Here is an 18,077-nt window from a genome sequence, read left to right as displayed (position 1 = left end):
CTTTTCAATTTCATTTGTACTATTATACGTCTTTTCCCCTATTTTTACATGTATGGAACATCCATAACAATGTCAATTATACCATTTCAAGTAGTTTCTTAGTCCATCGATCGATGTTATCATGCATATGTTTCAATTTTAAATGTGGTATATTAAATAAAAACTGATTACTCCAACTGCCCCCTTTATTTATTAGTCCCTTTAGTAAAAAACTCAATCTTACCTCATCCATATGTATGTCCTCTAAAGAAGGAATTATAAGAGTTGATATCGAGTGATTATCAGGGACAGCTACCTCAATTACATAAGATTTCTTAAGATCACTAGTAATTTTCACTACAGCACAAATACGCCTTCTACCATCAGCTAAATAAGAGAACTTTCTGCCTAATGGTAAATAAATCAAGGTAACGTTTACACGTAGGTGGGGATTATAATTAGCCAAACGCCTAATCATCTCCATGAATTTATCCAATCCATAATCCAAATAGGTTTTAGTAACTTCTAATGAATTAAATTCGAGAGGATTAAGTATACCGCCGCCAAATATAGATTCGTCTAACCCAACTATGTTTTGTTTTATTCCGCCACCACTTCCTACATTTGATATGTATTCATCACCTTGATTCACTTTTTGCTCATAGTTTGATACTCTATTAACTATAGGTAAATGGCGGAAAGCTATCTGAATAGGATCTGTTTCAATGACTGGTTGATTTGTATCTTCTCTCGATCGCTCTCCGTTATTTTCATTTAATAGATAATCTTCATTTTTTTCTTTATTTGAAAGCCTCGTTTTCCTCCCACCTGGGGAATAGATTCGCTTCTTAATTGATTTGTGATGCAATTCAAGTGCTCTAAATGGGGGATCAACAATATCCGATCCAAGCCATTCCAAGATAAGCACCTCATTGTTATGTCTTATGCCTCTAACAGCAAGATGAAATCCCTTCATCTTAGGGACTGCAACTTCTATTGGTATACCTTTTGAATTAGACGACCTTACCATCATCCCATATAAATTACTCTGAACTGATGCATAAGATTTTTTCATTTCAGGATGAAGAAAAATCCAGCCAAAATATCGAGCGAAGTCATCCGTCACTATTGAATTAGGTATATCATCTAAGAAATCAATAATTGCAAGTTGATCCTTACTCATCGATACTCTATTTACGAGTAGTTCTAATCCATTTGGACGAAATAGAGCATTTGACATTATTTTATTGACTCCAAATAAAGCACGAACTATTTCTGTTTGAGGAATATGATAAATCATTTCATCTGATTCAAAAGACCATATATTTTGTATCATTAATTCTGGTTTCTTATGAAGATAATAATTTAATCTTCGACAAACATCTATTGCTTTAGAAATTCTACCATTTCTAAAATTCTCAACCCTCACCTCAAACAGGGTTCCAATTTTCTGTGTTAAAAGTGGTATTCCATCTTGATATGGAACGCCTATTTTCAAAATCGGTAGTACACCAATCGGCAAATCAATGATTTGACAATTCCCTTTACATATAAAACCAGTCTGTATGAACCATTGATTGTTCTTCAATGTAACATTCCCAAGCCATTGAAGGTTCACTATTTCGTTCGAAAATGGCCAAGGTCTTATTTTCAGCATTTTGAACACCTTCTTTATACTTCGATATTTCTTTCTCCATGAATATCAAAACAAATTTATTCACGTTTTCTCTAATGCCTGCTAGTCTTTTAACTTTCCACTTCTTAACATCCTGACTATTCTCATTCAACTCTCTACATGCCCAAATAATTCTGCGTATTTGAAATTCTTCGCGGGACTCGACATGATATTCTAAATATTCTTTAGTTCTTGGCATTTTATCCAAATGTTTTTCAATAAAAGATAGACATCCAATTTCTTTTCCAATCCTACTCTTATTGATAAATATTGGTCTATCATTTGCTTTCAATTTAATAATTGCTTTCTTTATGTCCGTGAGCATTTGAATATCCCTTTTCGACCAATCTACCCTTTTTGAAGTTGTGTTTTTTACCATTTGTTTTGGAGATGTACTTTTTAACCATTCTAAGTTATTTCGATAATGCCACATGTATAATGCTGGAGCCATTCTACGTAAAGCCGTAACTGAATACTCTGGATACTGTTTCATTAATGCTAACCATTCAACTCGTTTATGAACTATTTCAACTTTCTCTTGGTTACATTGATTTTCTTCAAATATTCTTTTTGAAGAATACTTTTTAACAGTATTAATATCACAATTTAGCTCTTTCGCTGCTGCGTTCCAACTTTTTTTCTCATGATGTACCAACTGTTTTAGTTTATCTCTCCATATATAACCAAACTCCTTAATGCGCCCAATTTTGAATATATCTTCTGGACATTCATCCGGACCTCTTCTTGAAAATATAAATCCACAAGAACAACTGAATGTACCAACAGGACGTTTAGTATCCTTACATATGCTAATTTGCAAGTCAAATAATACTCTTTCTTTATAATGTACCGCAGCTGGATTTAAACAATAAAAAGGTGCTTCACCAAATGGATGATATTTAATATTCAAAAAATCTTTAAAGTTATCTATCGAAGCCGAAAGGAAATGAATAAACAATATATGTCGAACTGGATGAAAGGCTTTCCTATGCTTACGTGTAATACTTTTCAACCAACAAAATGAGTTTTCATAACTGACTGAAGACTGAACAATATTTAAAAGCTCTTCACCGTAAAAAGACTTGAATTGCTGCGCTAATTTATGTTGGTTAATTGTACATTGGCATTTGCTAAACCTTCATTTAGAAGTAACTGACTGTAAGTTTTTTGAATATTTTTAAACCCTGATGAAAAATCATTCAAAATCAGAAGGACACTTTGTTCAACAATCATTTTTAAAAAGTTTCTTTCTTTTTCTGCATAGTGATATATTTCACTAGGTAATAAACAATTTTCTAATGAAGCTGCAAAAAACTCATGCTTTTTTCCATTTCTGAATTTCACAGTAGAATTACACAAATAATCCCCATGCTTTAAACATAAATGAACACCTGGTATTTGATGAGAGAGGTGCCAGTATGGCTCTCCTTTATATTTAGTATCTTCTTCCATACAAGAAGGGCAAAATCGAAAATAATCCCATTCTTTCACCGAACTCGATGCTATTCCTGCCATTAAATAAATCCTGCTTGAGTGATTTCCATTTTTCATTGCTTCTAAAATTGATTCCATAATATGTTTTGGTTGAAATGCTGTGTAGTAACGAAATAAGGTATGTTCTTCTATTAATTCATCTAGTGATGGGATATCAAAGTGCTTTATACGTTCGTATACTGAATTTAAATGAGTAGGTAAATCTGGTATTGCTGTAACGGTCACTGTTCCAAATAAGTCTTTCATTGTCTGTTTGGGGCTAATATTTGCTGAATGTACATGATAACGAGCAAACCAACTATATAAAAGTTCATCTTCATAAAGTTTAGGAAAATACGCAAGCAAAATTAGTTCCTCCTTAGATTACGAAATCTTTTTGTGGCAACTTGATATATCCTGCTTCTCTTAATGCTTCATATGCAGACTTCTTATCTTTTTTTCCTCTGTCTATTAATTTTTTTAGTTCATTGCCTTGTGCCTTAACTCTACTTCTCTCCTTTTCGTTTTTCTCACCAGCTAATAGCAGCATTGCTCTACCAACTATTTCAAACTCTGAACTTTGAGGTAGTTCATTAATTGCTTTAGTAGTGCATTTCTCAGCAAGTAAAGGATCTACATTAAAATCTATAAGCGTTAACATAATCTTCTCCACTAACGAAGCTCTCTGTACTTTTTTCCGTTCAGCCATAAGCTCTTTTTTCCTTTGAATTGAGGCACGTAAATCAATTTTTGACTTATGATGCTGTAAATATTCAGCGATATCCATCGGCATTATATCTTCATACTTCTCAAGCTCAGATAGTCTTCCATCTTTTAGTGCTTTCAACATAGGTTGAACTAATTTCAAATCGTCTTTAGCAACTTTTCTAATTAAAGCAGAGGTAATTGTTTCTTGCCCTGTTTCAATAGCTCTGCCTTGTGATAATGCAAATAATTTTACCGCTATATCAACAATACCCTGACTCTCTTCATAAATAGTCTGGTTCAACTCTTCTGTTAATACCACTTTATTTTGAATCCATTGATAATCCCAAATACTCTCTATCAGTAAATCCCAATCGTCATCCTTTTTCATTTGTTGCCATACCATATCACCTTGTCCACTACCTCTTCTAGCTTGTCTAAAATCCTTTTGAAGAACACTTTTAGCCCTCATTGTACCTATCATCATTACAGGTACCCCTATTTCATTTACAAGCGTTACAAAAAAGTTCATCATTTTCTCAGAGTTATTTTCACGTGAGGCCAGCAAATGCTGAATCTCATCAATAATTAGAGCCCCTACACAATGTAATCTAGCGACTTGCCCCATTCTTGTTACCATAGTGCTAATTGAATTTCTCTTACTACCATATTTCTCTAAATAATTTGTTTCTAATAGTTGATCCATTTTTAAAAAGAAGTCCATACATAAAGATTTCAACGATCCATCATGCGGACAATTTAATTTTAGCCAAACTACTTGAGTAATATTTAGTGGATGCTTGTGTATTATTAATTGTGGATAAAGAGATAATACACGCTCAATTGCTGTCGTTTTGCCAATCCCAGAAAAACCCATCAAGGTCATACTAGATGCAGTAGACCTTATATCATTTTTAGTTTCCACTCCATTTAACTGATTATGCCCATCTGCAAGACTAGCAACAAAATTAGGATATAAGGGATTTCGACTTATATATCCATGTCTAATCAAACGTGAAAAGCGTTGCTCTAAATCTAAATGTTGCATAACTGGCTGGAAAAAACGATTCAATCTTAGTATTGCGTGATAGCGAATGTGGGTTGGCAATATCCTTTCTTTTTCATCAAAATCCGGAAAATAACTAAGCCCATCAAATGCTTCTTCAGGGGATAGAATATCTGGAAGGGCTTCTATCAAAGGGTTACCTTTGAAATCAACAATTTGCTGTATTTTATAATTAGCCACTTCTGCATTTTTCAGATGGAGTTCATTATTCATCGTCTCTCTCCTTCCTTTTCTTCATAAATTCCCTTACACTTAACCTTGAATAATCTGAGGTGGTTTCTTGTCTCGATTTAAAAGGAATAATATCAGTATTTTGATCAATACCATTATCATTATTTAAAACAAAGGATTCTTCTCCTCTCTGAGCATTCTTTTCTGCTTTTCTATATTCTTTTATTGAACCTACCCTCTCTACTTTACTTAAGCTTTGATCTTGCACTTCTTCCTTCTTCTTTTTCGCAGTTTTAACTATTGCCTCAACTTCTGATAAATAATCTACTTCTTTCTGCAATTGTGAGTGACTGACTCTTTTGAATGTTTGCTTTTCATTTTTAAGCACAAGATTTATTTCATCTATACTTGCATTTTCAAATCTTTTCGAGGATTCAAGCAAGTAACATTCATTAAAATTGCTTCTATCATCAATTAAATAAACGATAGACATATTCCTTGGATCATACGAAATCTCAACCTTCCAAGAGCCTTTTTGTCTGGCCTTTTCAAACCAAGATTCTTTAACTGCCCGTTCACAGCTATAGAGAATCCCTTTTAAACGGATTCCCTTATGAGTAACGGTTGCCTTATCCCTTGGCATCAGATTAATTTTCACTAATTTTTCAGGGAAATATTTTAGTTTACCTGTTCGATTGAGAATGCCCCAATTCCACAGTTCTAATGGTATAGGCATCACTCCATCTTCTACTAAATCCTCATCACGAACATAGTCTTTAAGGTAATGCTTTTGATTATAATGTAGAATTTGCCTTATTATGATCTTTGTAAATTCATCCAAAGTTAATGTCGCATCTAATCTGTAGTCTTTTGTACCACGTTCTTGGTAATCAGTATCTATGTATCCAGGTAATAGAGGTTTTACTCTTTTTTGAATTAAATCAAAATGCTTCTCAACAATTCCTTTCCAATCAGCACGATATGGTGCTGCATTTTCTACATGTAGATTAAAAGCATCTACTAATCTGTCTACATTAAATCCTTCAAACTCACCTCTATCTGCCAGTAAAATTTCAGGCAAATGTTCAGATGGCCACTGTTCTTTTGAAATTTCTATATCGTATTCAGCGCAGAATTTCACTTTATCCATTACAGTATTAGATATCGCCATCATTGCACCTAACCAAGATGGACCTTCTAACCCAATATATATACCTACAACCATCCGACTGAAAACATCAATAACTACATAGATAATTGGTCGACCAATTATCCAATTCCGATTATATTTTGAAACTAAATAAACATCACCAACTGTTGCATCAATTTGATAACGTGAACCAGGCCCAAACACTTCAGATAGTGAATTATTTAATACTGCACGATAATCTTTATTGAATTTCTTCCTTCCTTTACGAGCAATTATTGATTCAGGAATTGTATATTCTTTTTCATACCAATATCGGAATTGACGTATGGTTGGTAAGTTCTCTGGCTCTTCAATAATTACTTTTTCAATCCCATGTTCAAAATAAATATCTTTGGCATAAAACTCTTTAATCATCATATTGTATGCATCTGTCAATCGGTTCTTCTTTGACGTCAAATAATACTTTTCAAGAGCAACTCTAAATATCTGTTTTGTCTTTTCATCTACATTTACTTTTGTAGTTATATACTTCGATGGCCTACCTCGTTTTATGTCTCCTGCTTCTCTTACTTTACCTCTAGCTCCGGAATTTTGATAATCTGGAAGAAGCGCATTAATTGTTTTACCTCTTTGCCAATACTTCCTTAAATATTTTCGTATAGCAGGATAAGATACCCCATGTTTCCCCATAGCCTCTTTTGTATAGTTTGTCCTAATCTGTTTATCAAATATATTTGGTTCATCTACTACCATATCTTTAATTACTTCCCAAGCTCGATTACGTGTATCTATATGTTTTTTTGAGTATTCTTCATCTCCATTAGTTATATAGGGATCTTCTTTCATTTTTTTTATAGTTCCTGTGAGTATATCTTCTTTCATTTCTGAAATACGTCGTTTAATTGGGAGAGCTTTGTCATCATTCAAGTCAATTATATAGGCTATTTTATTTCCTTCATCAATCCACAAAATTCGGTAATACTTATTATCTTGAACTTCATTTAAGATTTCATTAACATAAAAGTTCAGGTAGCCCACCTCTTTTCATTTTGCTCTTTATCTATAATTTCTATAGTTGATATGTCATCCGTTAAGCGAAATTTATTATATAAGTTGATCTTTATTAGCTTATTAGCAATAGCATGTCGAAATAACATCAATGCGGTTCCTCCTTCGAGGCTATATTGCTCATCGAATCGATTAAGATTTTGTAAAATCGGACCGTTTTTCATCTTAATTTCCTCAAGCAGTAAATTTAAAAAAGATTTCTCTTCAAAATCAAGCAGCTCAAACGAGGATCTTATCCATTTCAAATTATTTATAACATCTTTTGGAAGTTCTTTTTCAGTCACTATGCCCCAATCAACATTTTGTTCTTCCCAATAAACCCTTTCTATTTCGAATTTTTCGATAACTCTAGATTTATTTAGCTCATTCTCCATTTTAATTGTCCTCGCAAAAGTAACTACCTCCAACTCTCTTCGACATGTAATTAGGAAATCCGTAGTCATTACAATAGGCGTCTGAGTTGTGTTACATAGTGGATGTTTAATATGCAAACGATCAGCTATTTTAGTAGTAACTTCTCTGTTTAATGGATACTGTTCTCTTATATCAATAACATCTTCAGACCAATCAAGTAGACAAAAGTAAGCGTATTCCTTATCAGATAATAAATGATGATCACGCTTTGTTTTCCACCCTTTATCACGATGTGCTCTTCCCTCTGAAGGAACATCTTGAATCGTTAGCCATGGTTTATAGTTTCCCAACTCCCCACTGCCTCGTCCTTCTTTGTAATAGCGAACAATTTTATCTTCCGTCCAACCCGTTTGACGCTTGGCCATTCTGCCTCCTCCAATCTTCTAAATTCATATCTTTCATAGTTTTAATCGTTGAACCGGTTTTTAGAGTACCAGTAGCATCTATTCTGTAAAAACTAATTTCTTTATTATATTTTTTGCTCTGCTTTTTTGCCTCTTCATATAAATACTCAGAATTTAAATAACTTTCTTGTGTATAACAAATCAGAATAAATATTCCAAAGCTAATTTCTTCTGAAATTAAGTAAATTGGTAATTGAAATTCAATACCATTATTAACTCTTTGATGACTCCCTAATTTAAATTCTAATAAAGCTCTATTTTCATAACCATAAGAGATATAAAAATCAACGGTTCCTCTACCAGTATCAACCTCTGATGAAATAACTATATTAAAGTGTTTTAAATATTCTGTTGCAAACATTCCAAATAAAGCCTGAACACCCTTTTCATCTAATTGTCCCAAGCTACCATTCATAACCTTGTGAATTTTTCTGTGGACCACATAATGATTAAAACTTTTCACTAAGTCCTCCACTACTCCAAAAAACTCATCGTTATTAGTAATTTCATTTTTTCTTTCCTTTTTTAAGTTTAGATTATTAGATATACCTTTTATACTCCTTCAAAATGTCCTCTGGCATTAATTCAATATAATCCTCTAAATTAATGTGAAAAAAATCAGTGATAATTTCAGGGTTTTTCTTATATAGCTCTAAAATATTTCCTAATTCTAAAAAATCTATATCCTCAAATAATAATCCAATTAGATCTTTTGGGGTATTTAATAACTTCAAGATATTTATTTCATCCTCATGTAATTTTTCAAAAATATCTTCTTTATTAAAAAATTCGTTAATAATATCACTTAGAGTAAAATCATCTTCCGATCCTTCAACAACATATACAATTATATGATATAGTACGTACTCATCCAGAGGAGATAGGCTATGAACAAAGTTATCTCTTATGTTTCTCTGAAGTTTTTTCAATAAAACCATTCCATATTCTTTGTCGCTTTGTCAATGCAATGGAAATACATCTGCATATATTTCTTCATAATCAAGGTTACTACCAATCTCCATAAAAAAATCTACAACGTTCTCTAAAAGCACATGAATAATAAGATTGAAGTCTTTTGAAGAACCATTCATATTAAAGTCTAACAATTATATCCCTCCAAATAAAAAAAACACATTCAATTACATATATTGTAATTGAATGTGTTTTATTTTTAAACATCTTTATTGTAAATTAAACAACTTTATTTGTAATTAAACAATTTTATTTGTAATCAACAACACAAGGGAACTCTAACTCAACAATTACTCAACAGTCACCGATTTAGCCAAGTTACGTGGTTTATCCACATCACAGCGACGGTGTAGTGCTGCGTAATAGCTAATTAACTGTAATGGCACTACAGATACAAGTGGTGTTAGTAATTCGTGAACTTGAGGGATTACTAAACGGTCCCCATCTTCATCTACGCCAGCCATGGCAATAATACATGGGTATGCTCCACGTGCAGCTACCTCTTTGACGTTACCACGGATGTTTAATCCTACTGCTTGTTGTGTAACAAGGGCAAACACCGGAGTACCTTCTTCGATTAAGGCAATTGTTCCGTGTTTTAGCTCGCCACCTGCAAAGCCTTCTGCTTGGATATAAGAGATTTCTTTTAGCTTCAAAGCACCCTCAAGGCTTACATAGAAGTCTATGTTACGGCCGATGAAGAATGCGTTGCGTGCGATTTTTAAGTAGTCTTCAGCGATATCCTCTAAAACATCTTTTGAATCGATAATTGTTTGGATACCGTTGGCTGCAATTGCAAGTTCTTGTTTTAGATCGAATTCTAAGCCTTTGCCATTAGCTTTCGCCGTTACATATGCTGTTACAGCAAGTACAGCTACTTGCGCTACATATGCTTTTGTAGAAGCTACTGCAATTTCTGGGCCTGCATGTAATAACAGTGTATGGTCCGCCTCACGTGAAAGTGTAGAGCCAGGTACGTTTGTAATAGTTAATGTTGGATAACCAAGCTCTTTAATTTTCACAAGTACTTGACGGCTATCTGCTGTTTCACCTGATTGTGTAATAAAGATAAACAATGGTTTTTCTGAAAGCAATGGCATATTGTAGCCGAATTCACTTGAAATATGAACTTCCACTGGGATACCAGCCATTTTTTCGAAATATTGCTTACCGATTAGACCTGCATGATAGCTTGTGCCGGCTGCAATAATATATAGGCGGTCTGCTGCTCGTAATGCTTCTAAAATATTCGCATCAATTGTTAAATCGCCATTCTCACCTTCGTACGCTTGAATGATTTTACGAATAACTGTTGGCTGCTCATCCATTTCTTTTAGCATATAGTGAGGGTACGTACCTTTTTCAATATCGCTCATATCAAGCTCTGCTGTATATGGTGCACGCTCTACTAATGTACCGTCTAACTTAGTAATTTCAACGCTAGCTTTGTGTACGATTACGACCTCTTTATCGTGTAGTTCCACATATTGATCTGTTACCTGTAGCATCGCCATCGCATCTGAAGCTACAACATTAAAGCCTTCACCAACACCTACTAAAAGTGGAGATTTGTTTTTCGCAACGAAAATTGTATCTGCCGCTTCTGCATCTAAAAGAGCTAATGCGTAAGAGCCGTGTAACAAAGATAAAGTTTTACGGAACGCCTCAGCCGTGCTTAAACCTTCTTTCACAAATAGCTCAACTAATTGCACGATGACCTCCGTGTCTGTATCAGATTTCATCGGAATGCCTTTTAAATATGTTTTTTGTAATAAATGATAGTTTTCAATAACTCCGTTGTGTACTAGCGTAAAGCGTCCTGATGCACTTTGGTGAGGGTGTGCATTCAAACGGTTTGGCACACCATGAGTTGCCCAACGTGTATGACCTATACCAACTTTTGCAGCAACGTCCTCATCTACTGCGTCACGTAAATCTGCAATGCGTCCCTTTTCTTTGAAGACTGTTACACCATCTTCGTTACGTACTGCAATACCCGCTGAGTCATAGCCACGATACTCTAGTTTTTCTAAACCTTTTAATAAAATTTCCTTTGCATCTGATTCTCCAATATATCCTACAATTCCACACATAAATTTCTTATCCTCCGATATTGTCAATTTGACGCAATGACAAACTAGACCTCAACCTATCGAATTTTTTGTGAATGTAAATGCTTTGCTAAATCAATTATGCTTAAAATTAGCATTCAATACATGCACATTGTTAACACTCATTCAGCCATCTGAATAGTAACCATTCGATACGTGAGGTTTCTCTATTTATCTATTGCTTTAACTATACCTTCTCCATTTTCTGTACATTCAATCACTCAAATGCTTTCAAAACGGAAAGTGACAATCGGGTATGTCGATCGGGAGGTATCCGCCGAATTTTCGATAAACCTCCACCTCGTCTGCTGAAGATAGTTTCGTCCAATTTCTCCAGCTCAGGCGCTATAATTGTTTTCCGATTTTGCGCTTTCTTCCCTCCTTATGCGCTCTCGTTAAATGATAAGGTCGGACCTCATATTCAACTTCTCCATCATACTCAATCATATGCTGCACGTCAAATTTTCGTTATAAAAAACACCTATTTATCCTACTTTTTATTGACAAAAAGTAGACAAACAATCTGCTATAAAACATTATCTTGAGACTCTTAATCAATTATAACTGGGCATTGTAGCTGTCGCTTTGCTTTCGCTACATAAAACATTTGCCGCTGACGCTTTGCTTTCGCTACATAAAACATTTGCTGAAAGAAATTAAAAATATGATGCTTTTTTCCTTAAGTCAGCAACAAATATTTTCTGTTATAGATTTGTTTTGAACAGAGCCGAAGATAAAAATTCCACTTTTAATCGCTTGACAAAGCCACTACTTAGCAATACTATATACAGTACTTAGCAACGCTTAGTACATGTAAGGCTAAGCCTGGGGGTGAGATCGTGGATAATCTGAGTGAAATGCTCAAAGGAGTTTTAGAAGGTATTGTATTAGAAATCATCAGCCGTGGCGAAATATATGGTTATGAGATTGTCAAGTATCTCACGCAGATGGGGTTCGAAGGTATAGCTGAAGGGACTGTGTATGCGTTACTTATGCGGTTGGAAAGAAATCGTCTTGTCAATATAGCCAAGAAGCCATCTGAAATGGGTCCACCGAGGAAATTTTATACACTTAATGAACAAGGACGAGAAAAATTGATGTCCTTCTGGGCTAAATGGGATTTTTTAAGTAGTCGTATTGAAATTTTAAGAAATAATGGAGGGAACAAACATGAGCTTTAGTCGTGATACTCAGGAGAGAATTAATCGTTTTTCGAAAGAACAATCCCAGAATTATTTGCAGGACGCCGAAATGACTTATATGGAGAAGTTGCGCAAGAAAAGCGGGCAAACTAAACGTAAAATCGACAAGCAACTGTCCAAGTTTAGAGGACGTTCCGATCAGGGACGCGAGGCGCAAGACGACATGATACTCTATATGAGTGATTATATGAATGATTTGATGTCACAAGGTTTAACGGAACAAGAAGCTTTTGATAAGGCTAGCAAGGAATTAAAATTCGCCAGTAACTCTGAGCAATCTGAGGATTTAAATGAACGCTTCCAGCAATATTACGAAAATCGTGATCCCGCAGATTATGAGGCAATCGGGTTGTTTTATGGCGGCTTCCTGTTTTTAGGATTAGGCATCGGCGGATTAACTGGTTTTCTAACTGGCGGTGGATATGAAGCTTTCTTTGATAGAGGCTGGATCGATACTGCAATTGGTGCTGGCGTTGGTATTATCATTGGTATCGGACTTGGGCAAATTACCAATGCTATTATAGCGTTGAAAAAGAAGTAGGACTGTTGTAATTGAATTTATAGAAAAAAGGCACAGGCAAACTCACTTGTGCCTTTTATGCTTAGCTTTCTTTACTCTCCAGTAATTTTACAATTTCTCGATTAAATGCTGGTAGATCCTCCGGTGTACGACTTGTTACTAATTGTTTTTGACAAACAAATACTTCCTCGTCGTGGAATATCGCACCTGCATTTTCTAAATCTACTTGAATTGATTTGTAGCCAGTAGCGTCACGACCATTTAATGTTTTTGCTGTAATAAGTAGCTGAGGTCCATGACATATAGCAAAGGTTGGTTTCATCTCATCCATAAATTCTTTTACAAATGCCACAATACGATCATCTACGCGTAGTATATCAGGAGAAAAACCTCCTGGGATGAACAACGCATCGAATTCTGAAGCACTTACCTCATCGATATCTTTATCAATTTTTACTTTCTCACCGTGCTTACCTTCTACCTCAATGCCTGCTGTCGTATCAATCGTTATTAGTTCATGACCTGCCGCTTCTAATGCTCCTTTAGGACTCGTAAATTCAGCGTCCTCAAACATATTGGTAATCACTGTAGCAATTTTAACCATTGCAATACAACACTCCTTATCATTGTGACTCTGTACTACTGTTCCCATTCTCTTTGAAAACATTCATTCTTCCATTGGTAGAGCTTTCAATAATTAAGGTCATGTTTTCTATCATTCACTTTCATTTATACGGAACCGAAAAAATAAAAAAACTCGACCTCCTATAAAGGAAATCGAGTTAATATTCTATTTAATTATTCAGTTAAGCCCATTTCAGTTCGGACAACATCTGCTATACGCTCTACGTAACGCTCGCAATCTTCTTCTGTAGCCGCTTCCACCATTACTCGTACAAGTGGCTCAGTACCAGAAGGACGAACTAACACGCGACCGTTACCAGCCATATCTGCTTCTACCTCAGCAATCACTGCGGCAACTTTAGCATTTTCCGTCACAGCATGCTTGTCTGTTACACGTACGTTGACTAAACGCTGCGGGAAAATTTTCATTTCAGAAGCAAGCTCTGATAGTTTTTTACCAGTAGCTTTCATAATGTTGACAAGCTGAATACCTGTTAATAAGCCATCACCAGTTGTGTTAAAGTCTAGGAAAACAATATGACCAGATTGCTCGCCACCTAGATTATAATCATTAGCACGCATTTCTTCCACGACATAACGATCACCTACAGCTGTTTGTACACTATGCATATCGTTATCTTCAACAGCTTTGTAGAAGCCCATGTTACTCATAACCGTCGAAACGATCGTTTGCTTTTTCAAGCGACCAACTGCATTCAAATGCTTACCGATGATGAACATAATTTGATCACCATCAACAATTTTACCGTTTTCATCTACTGCGATTAAACGGTCACCATCGCCATCGAAGGCTAAACCAACATCAGCACCCTTTTCTGTGACAAATTTAGCTAATCCTTCTGGATGTGTTGAACCAACACCTTCATTAATATTTAAGCCTGTTGGTGATGCACCCATCGTTGAGATATCTGCTTCTAAATCTGCAAAAAGGTGTGTCGCTAGTGAAGAAGTAGCGCCATGCGCACAATCTAATGCTACATGAATGCCATCAAATTCTTCAGTCACTGTTTGTTTTAAGTATTGAATATATTTTTGTCCACCCTCGAAGTAGTCGCTTACAGAACCTAAATCTGCCCCGATTGGACGTGGTAAAGTATCTTCTTGAGCATCTAATATTGCTTCAATTTCAGCTTCTTGTGCATCTGTTAGCTTAAAGCCATCAGGACCGAAAAATTTAATACCATTGTCAGCTACTGGGTTATGTGAGGCTGAAATCATAACGCCTGCATTTGCGCTCATCATTCGAGTAAGATAAGCCACACCTGGTGTCGAAATAACACCAAGACGCATTACCTCTACGCCGATTGATAAAAGACCAGCTACAAGTGCACCTTCAAGCATTTCACCTGAAATACGTGTGTCACGACCGATTAAAACCTTTGGACGGTCAGTTGCATCCTTCGTTAAAACGTAGCCACCTACGCGGCCAAGTTTAAATGCAAGCTCCGGTGTTAATTCACTATTCGCGACGCCACGGACGCCATCTGTTCCAAAATATTTACCCATTTTGATTATTCTCTCCTTCAATGCAAGACGGTGGTTACGCTTGTCTACCTGACAACTAAACCACTCGTCTGCTTACTTTTGGAAAAGTCTATTTTCGTTCATTCACTGGTAACTATTAATTATACCCCTATGTAAATTTATCTTGCCTTGTAATTAGCACAGATAAATTCAGCATAGGTATTTCGATTTTAGCCTGAGCAACTTATTCTCGTTAACGTTTCAAATCCGAAAATGAGTACCCTTACCGATAGAGAACGAAATCTCTACTGAATCAAAATAAAATTATAGTCAGTTATTGTTTAAGAATCAATATCTTCTTCTACTTCTTCTGTTTTATCAGGCGGCGGCGTGTTGTGCTCAGAAGGAGTGCTAGTCTCCTCCGAAGGTGGCGGAGGAGTAGGTTTAGGTTTAGGGTCAGGAGTTGTTGTTGTTGTCGTTGTTGTCGTTGTTGTTTTTTCCTGCTCTACCTTCGTAATATCTGCTTTCACTTTAATTTTTGAATCAGATATTTTTGTCACACCTTCTGGCAATTTCACATCAAATTCATAAGTTTTTGATTCTGTAATGTTTGATAAGTCAACCTCTACTGGTATTGCAGTTAAAGAATCTATGATAGATTTTCTACCGTATACTCTTACCTTTGTAGGACTTATTGTTGTTAATTGGTTGACGGTAATACCATCCGCCGCTTTCCCTATTTCCTTAAGCACAACAGGCAACTCTCTACTGTAGGCTCCAATATCTACTTGTACCTTCACAGTTTCAGGTTGAATCGTCACGTCTAACTTATTTAAATCACGATCTAGTACTTTAACCGCAGCTACTTGTGAGAACGGTTCTTTCAAGCCTTGTTCACCCGTTACTGTAGCTTTTACATAGCTAATATTTTCAATTGCACTTTTGGCACCTGTAATATACACCGTAGCTGGATTAGCAGTCATGCCATTTAAAACATATCCTTCTTCAATTAAACGAGTGTTTAGCTCAGGGTCAACACGAAACTCCTGTGTGACCTTTTCCTCAATGTTTACCTTTACAGTCGCAGGGTCAAATGATACTTGCAATTTATCCGAAATATTTTCGTATTGAAGTTTAACATTATGTTCACCTATAAGTAATTTACTCAAATCCACAAAAACAGAAAAGTCTTTCGTTGCCTTTGTTTGAATAACAAGTGGCATTGGACCTTTTATTGTAACATCTACTGTCTTTGGTATTCCCGTTACAATGAGATTCTTATCGTCATAAAAAACATCTACCGGTACATCGCGAATTACCTCTGTTTGCTCACTCGTTATAGTTTTATTTGCAGGAGATAATTCGGTACGTACAGAGAAAAATAGCAACAATGCTAAAAATAGCGCGATGATTCGTAATACCCAAGGGCTATCCATCATTTTATCCATTCTTTTTCCCCCTCCAAGTTAACTTAGAGGCTGCATTTGATTCCTGTGCTGATCCGAACCACATTTTACGTAACAGTCCTTCGAATTCCTCTAAAGAAAGATTCCGATGTAGATTACCATTTAGTGTAAGACTAATGGCACCGGTTTCCTCTGATACGACAATTGTAATGGCATCTGTCACTTCACTTAGTCCAAGTGCAGCACGGTGACGTGTCCCAAGCTCTTTTGAGATAAACGGGCTCTCAGAAAGCGGTAAATAACAAGCTGCTGCTGATATTTTATCTTTCTGCATAATAACTGCTCCATCATGTAGCGGAGTATTAGGTATAAAAATGTTGATCAGTAACTCAGATGAAATCTCAGCATTTAGACCTATGCCCGTTTCAATATATTCATTTAGACCAGTTTCTTTTTCAATAGAAATTAACGCCCCTATACGACGTTTCGCCATATAACTAACAGATTTCTTCATTGCCTCAATAAGCCTTGTTTGTTCTTCCTCGACTTGACTTATTGAACGTTGGAATAACTTCCCTCTACCAATTTGTTCAAGACCGCGTCTTATTTCTGGTTGGAAAATGATAATAATCGCCAAGAAACCGAATTCGATGACTTGTTGTAACATCCAACCTAACGTCTCTAGCCCAAAAAAGTCTGTAGCAAGGCGTGCAATAATAATTACGAAAATCCCTTTTAATAATTGGACAGCCTTTGTACCTTTAATGAGGGTTAAAATTTTATAAACAACGTACCATACGAGCAGTACATCTAATAAGTTAATAACAATATTCACAGGTGTTAAATTAGCGAAATGTTCGATAATTTGCACGTGGCATCCCCCACTTTTCATTGCGAATCCATACACATTTAAGTATAGCACATTCTTATCAAATGTAACTTTTTTCAAATAAAAAGTCTACTCAAAAGAGTAGACCTTTCAGCCTCTCACGTGCACTATCTATTAGGACGTATAGAGTGTTATTTAGTTGCTTGTTTCTCCTCGAATGTTACAGCAGACTTCACTGAATTTTTAATCGTATACCAAAGCCATTCGAATACTTCGTCTATTTCTTCTATTTTTCCTGAAACAACTGCCGAAGATGCCATATACTGTCCGTTAATAACGGTAACATTGCCATCCACTTCACCCTCAATAATTAAATCACCATTTTTAACAACAATGTCGCCTTTTACAACTTCTCCCTCCGGCACAATTACCGTTTGACCTTCAACAACTAGGTTTGGCTGTTTAGTCACAGAGAACTGTCTGTCATCCATGAAATTACCTAGTAAAGTTGCACTCATGAATAAACAAAAAACTGCTGCTGCCGCAAATAGCGGATGTCGGCGAATCCACTTTTGCATACCTACACGACTTTTGGGTTTCGGTAAACGAGCCATCACGGCTTCTTCAAAATGCGGAGGTGATGTAATGTGGGAAGCACTCTTCACAAAGGCGATTGTTTCACTTAATTCCTGCATCAACTGTTTACAATCGCTGCATGTATGCAAATGTCGTTTTAATTCTTGCTCATGCTCACGACTAATGTCACCATCTAAATAATCATGGATATAGTCTATTATATGCTCTGGACAAGTATTCATGACGC

General features: G+C 35.7%; 17 protein-coding genes. 2 read left to right on the top strand and 15 right to left on the bottom strand.

Going from position 1 to position 18,077, the window contains the following annotated elements:
* Positions 1-76 precede the first annotated feature (76 nt).
* The 10 genes from ACZ11_RS01300 to glmS form a co-directional block, all read right to left on the bottom strand.
* Entirely contained in the window at positions 77-1,567 is a 1,491-nt protein-coding gene (locus tag ACZ11_RS01300) for a Tn7-like element transposition protein TnsE (RefSeq protein WP_049662937.1), read from the bottom strand.
* A complete protein-coding gene (locus ACZ11_RS01295) occupies positions 1,524-2,768 on the bottom strand; it encodes a TnsD family Tn7-like transposition protein (protein WP_082172630.1) in 1,245 nt (414 codons plus the stop codon). The genes ACZ11_RS01300 and ACZ11_RS01295 overlap by 44 nt, the downstream gene beginning before the upstream one ends.
* Positions 2,750-3,493, bottom strand: coding sequence for a TniQ family protein (locus tag ACZ11_RS01290; protein ID WP_049662933.1), 744 nt, complete (start codon positions 3,491-3,493; stop codon positions 2,750-2,752). Before ACZ11_RS01290 ends, ACZ11_RS01295 begins: the two co-directional genes overlap by 19 nt.
* Before the next feature lie 13 nt (positions 3,494-3,506).
* Complete coding sequence (locus ACZ11_RS01285) at positions 3,507-5,111, bottom strand: ATP-binding protein (protein WP_049662930.1); 1,605 nt, start codon at positions 5,109-5,111, stop codon at positions 3,507-3,509.
* Complete coding sequence (locus tag ACZ11_RS01280) at positions 5,104-7,188, bottom strand: Mu transposase C-terminal domain-containing protein (protein ID WP_236690756.1); 2,085 nt, start codon at positions 7,186-7,188, stop codon at positions 5,104-5,106. The genes ACZ11_RS01285 and ACZ11_RS01280 overlap by 8 nt, the downstream gene beginning before the upstream one ends.
* A 56-nt stretch (positions 7,189-7,244) precedes the next feature.
* Complete coding sequence (locus tag ACZ11_RS01275; protein ID WP_161804417.1) at positions 7,245-8,066, bottom strand: TnsA endonuclease N-terminal domain-containing protein; 822 nt, start codon at positions 8,064-8,066, stop codon at positions 7,245-7,247.
* Entirely contained in the window at positions 8,032-8,568 is a 537-nt protein-coding gene (locus ACZ11_RS26865; RefSeq protein ID WP_049662929.1) for a hypothetical protein, read from the bottom strand. Before ACZ11_RS26865 ends, ACZ11_RS01275 begins: the two co-directional genes overlap by 35 nt.
* A gap of 76 nt (positions 8,569-8,644) precedes the next feature.
* Positions 8,645-9,034, bottom strand: a complete 390-nt coding sequence (locus ACZ11_RS26860; RefSeq protein ID WP_049662926.1) for a hypothetical protein — start codon at positions 9,032-9,034, stop codon at positions 8,645-8,647.
* Between the two features lie 30 nt (positions 9,035-9,064).
* Positions 9,065-9,211, bottom strand: coding sequence for a hypothetical protein (locus ACZ11_RS26855; protein ID WP_236690755.1), 147 nt, complete (start codon positions 9,209-9,211; stop codon positions 9,065-9,067).
* Between the two features lie 156 nt (positions 9,212-9,367).
* The gene (glmS, locus tag ACZ11_RS01260; RefSeq protein WP_049662923.1) at positions 9,368-11,170 is read right to left on the bottom strand and encodes a glutamine--fructose-6-phosphate transaminase (isomerizing); all 1,803 of its coding nucleotides are present in this window, start codon (positions 11,168-11,170) and stop codon (positions 9,368-9,370) included.
* Between the two features lie 857 nt (positions 11,171-12,027).
* Here glmS and ACZ11_RS01255 point away from each other — a divergent pair.
* Together ACZ11_RS01255 and ACZ11_RS01250 are read left to right on the top strand one after the other, a co-directional pair.
* Entirely contained in the window at positions 12,028-12,369 is a 342-nt protein-coding gene (locus ACZ11_RS01255) for a PadR family transcriptional regulator (protein WP_201778488.1), read from the top strand.
* Positions 12,359-12,931: a hypothetical protein gene (locus tag ACZ11_RS01250; protein ID WP_049662921.1), complete on the top strand. Its 573-nt coding sequence runs from the start codon at positions 12,359-12,361 to the stop codon at positions 12,929-12,931. The genes ACZ11_RS01255 and ACZ11_RS01250 overlap by 11 nt, the downstream gene beginning before the upstream one ends.
* 61 nt (positions 12,932-12,992) lie before the next feature.
* On the opposite strand, the gene ACZ11_RS01245 is transcribed toward ACZ11_RS01250, so the two are convergent.
* The 5 genes from ACZ11_RS01245 to ACZ11_RS01225 all read right to left on the bottom strand — a co-directional run bounded on the left by ACZ11_RS01245 (position 12,993) and on the right by ACZ11_RS01225 (position 18,072).
* A complete protein-coding gene (locus ACZ11_RS01245; protein WP_049662918.1) occupies positions 12,993-13,514 on the bottom strand; it encodes a type 1 glutamine amidotransferase domain-containing protein in 522 nt (173 codons plus the stop codon).
* A gap of 194 nt (positions 13,515-13,708) precedes the next feature.
* Positions 13,709-15,061, bottom strand: a complete 1,353-nt coding sequence (gene glmM, locus ACZ11_RS01240) for a phosphoglucosamine mutase (protein WP_049662915.1) — start codon at positions 15,059-15,061, stop codon at positions 13,709-13,711.
* A 299-nt stretch (positions 15,062-15,360) separates the two neighbouring features.
* A complete protein-coding gene (locus tag ACZ11_RS01235) occupies positions 15,361-16,467 on the bottom strand; it encodes a CdaR family protein (protein ID WP_049662913.1) in 1,107 nt (368 codons plus the stop codon).
* Positions 16,460-17,296, bottom strand: coding sequence for a diadenylate cyclase CdaA (gene cdaA, locus ACZ11_RS01230; protein ID WP_201778486.1), 837 nt, complete (start codon positions 17,294-17,296; stop codon positions 16,460-16,462). Before cdaA ends, ACZ11_RS01235 begins: the two co-directional genes overlap by 8 nt.
* 149 nt (positions 17,297-17,445) lie before the next feature.
* The gene (locus ACZ11_RS01225) at positions 17,446-18,072 is read right to left on the bottom strand and encodes an anti-sigma factor family protein (protein WP_049662910.1); all 627 of its coding nucleotides are present in this window, start codon (positions 18,070-18,072) and stop codon (positions 17,446-17,448) included.
* Positions 18,073-18,077: the final 5 nt, after the last annotated feature.

Source organism: Lysinibacillus xylanilyticus (genome assembly GCF_001183605.1).
GTDB lineage: Bacteria > Bacillota > Bacilli > Bacillales_A > Planococcaceae > Lysinibacillus > Lysinibacillus xylanilyticus.
This window is presented reverse-complemented; position numbering and strand designations above follow the sequence as displayed.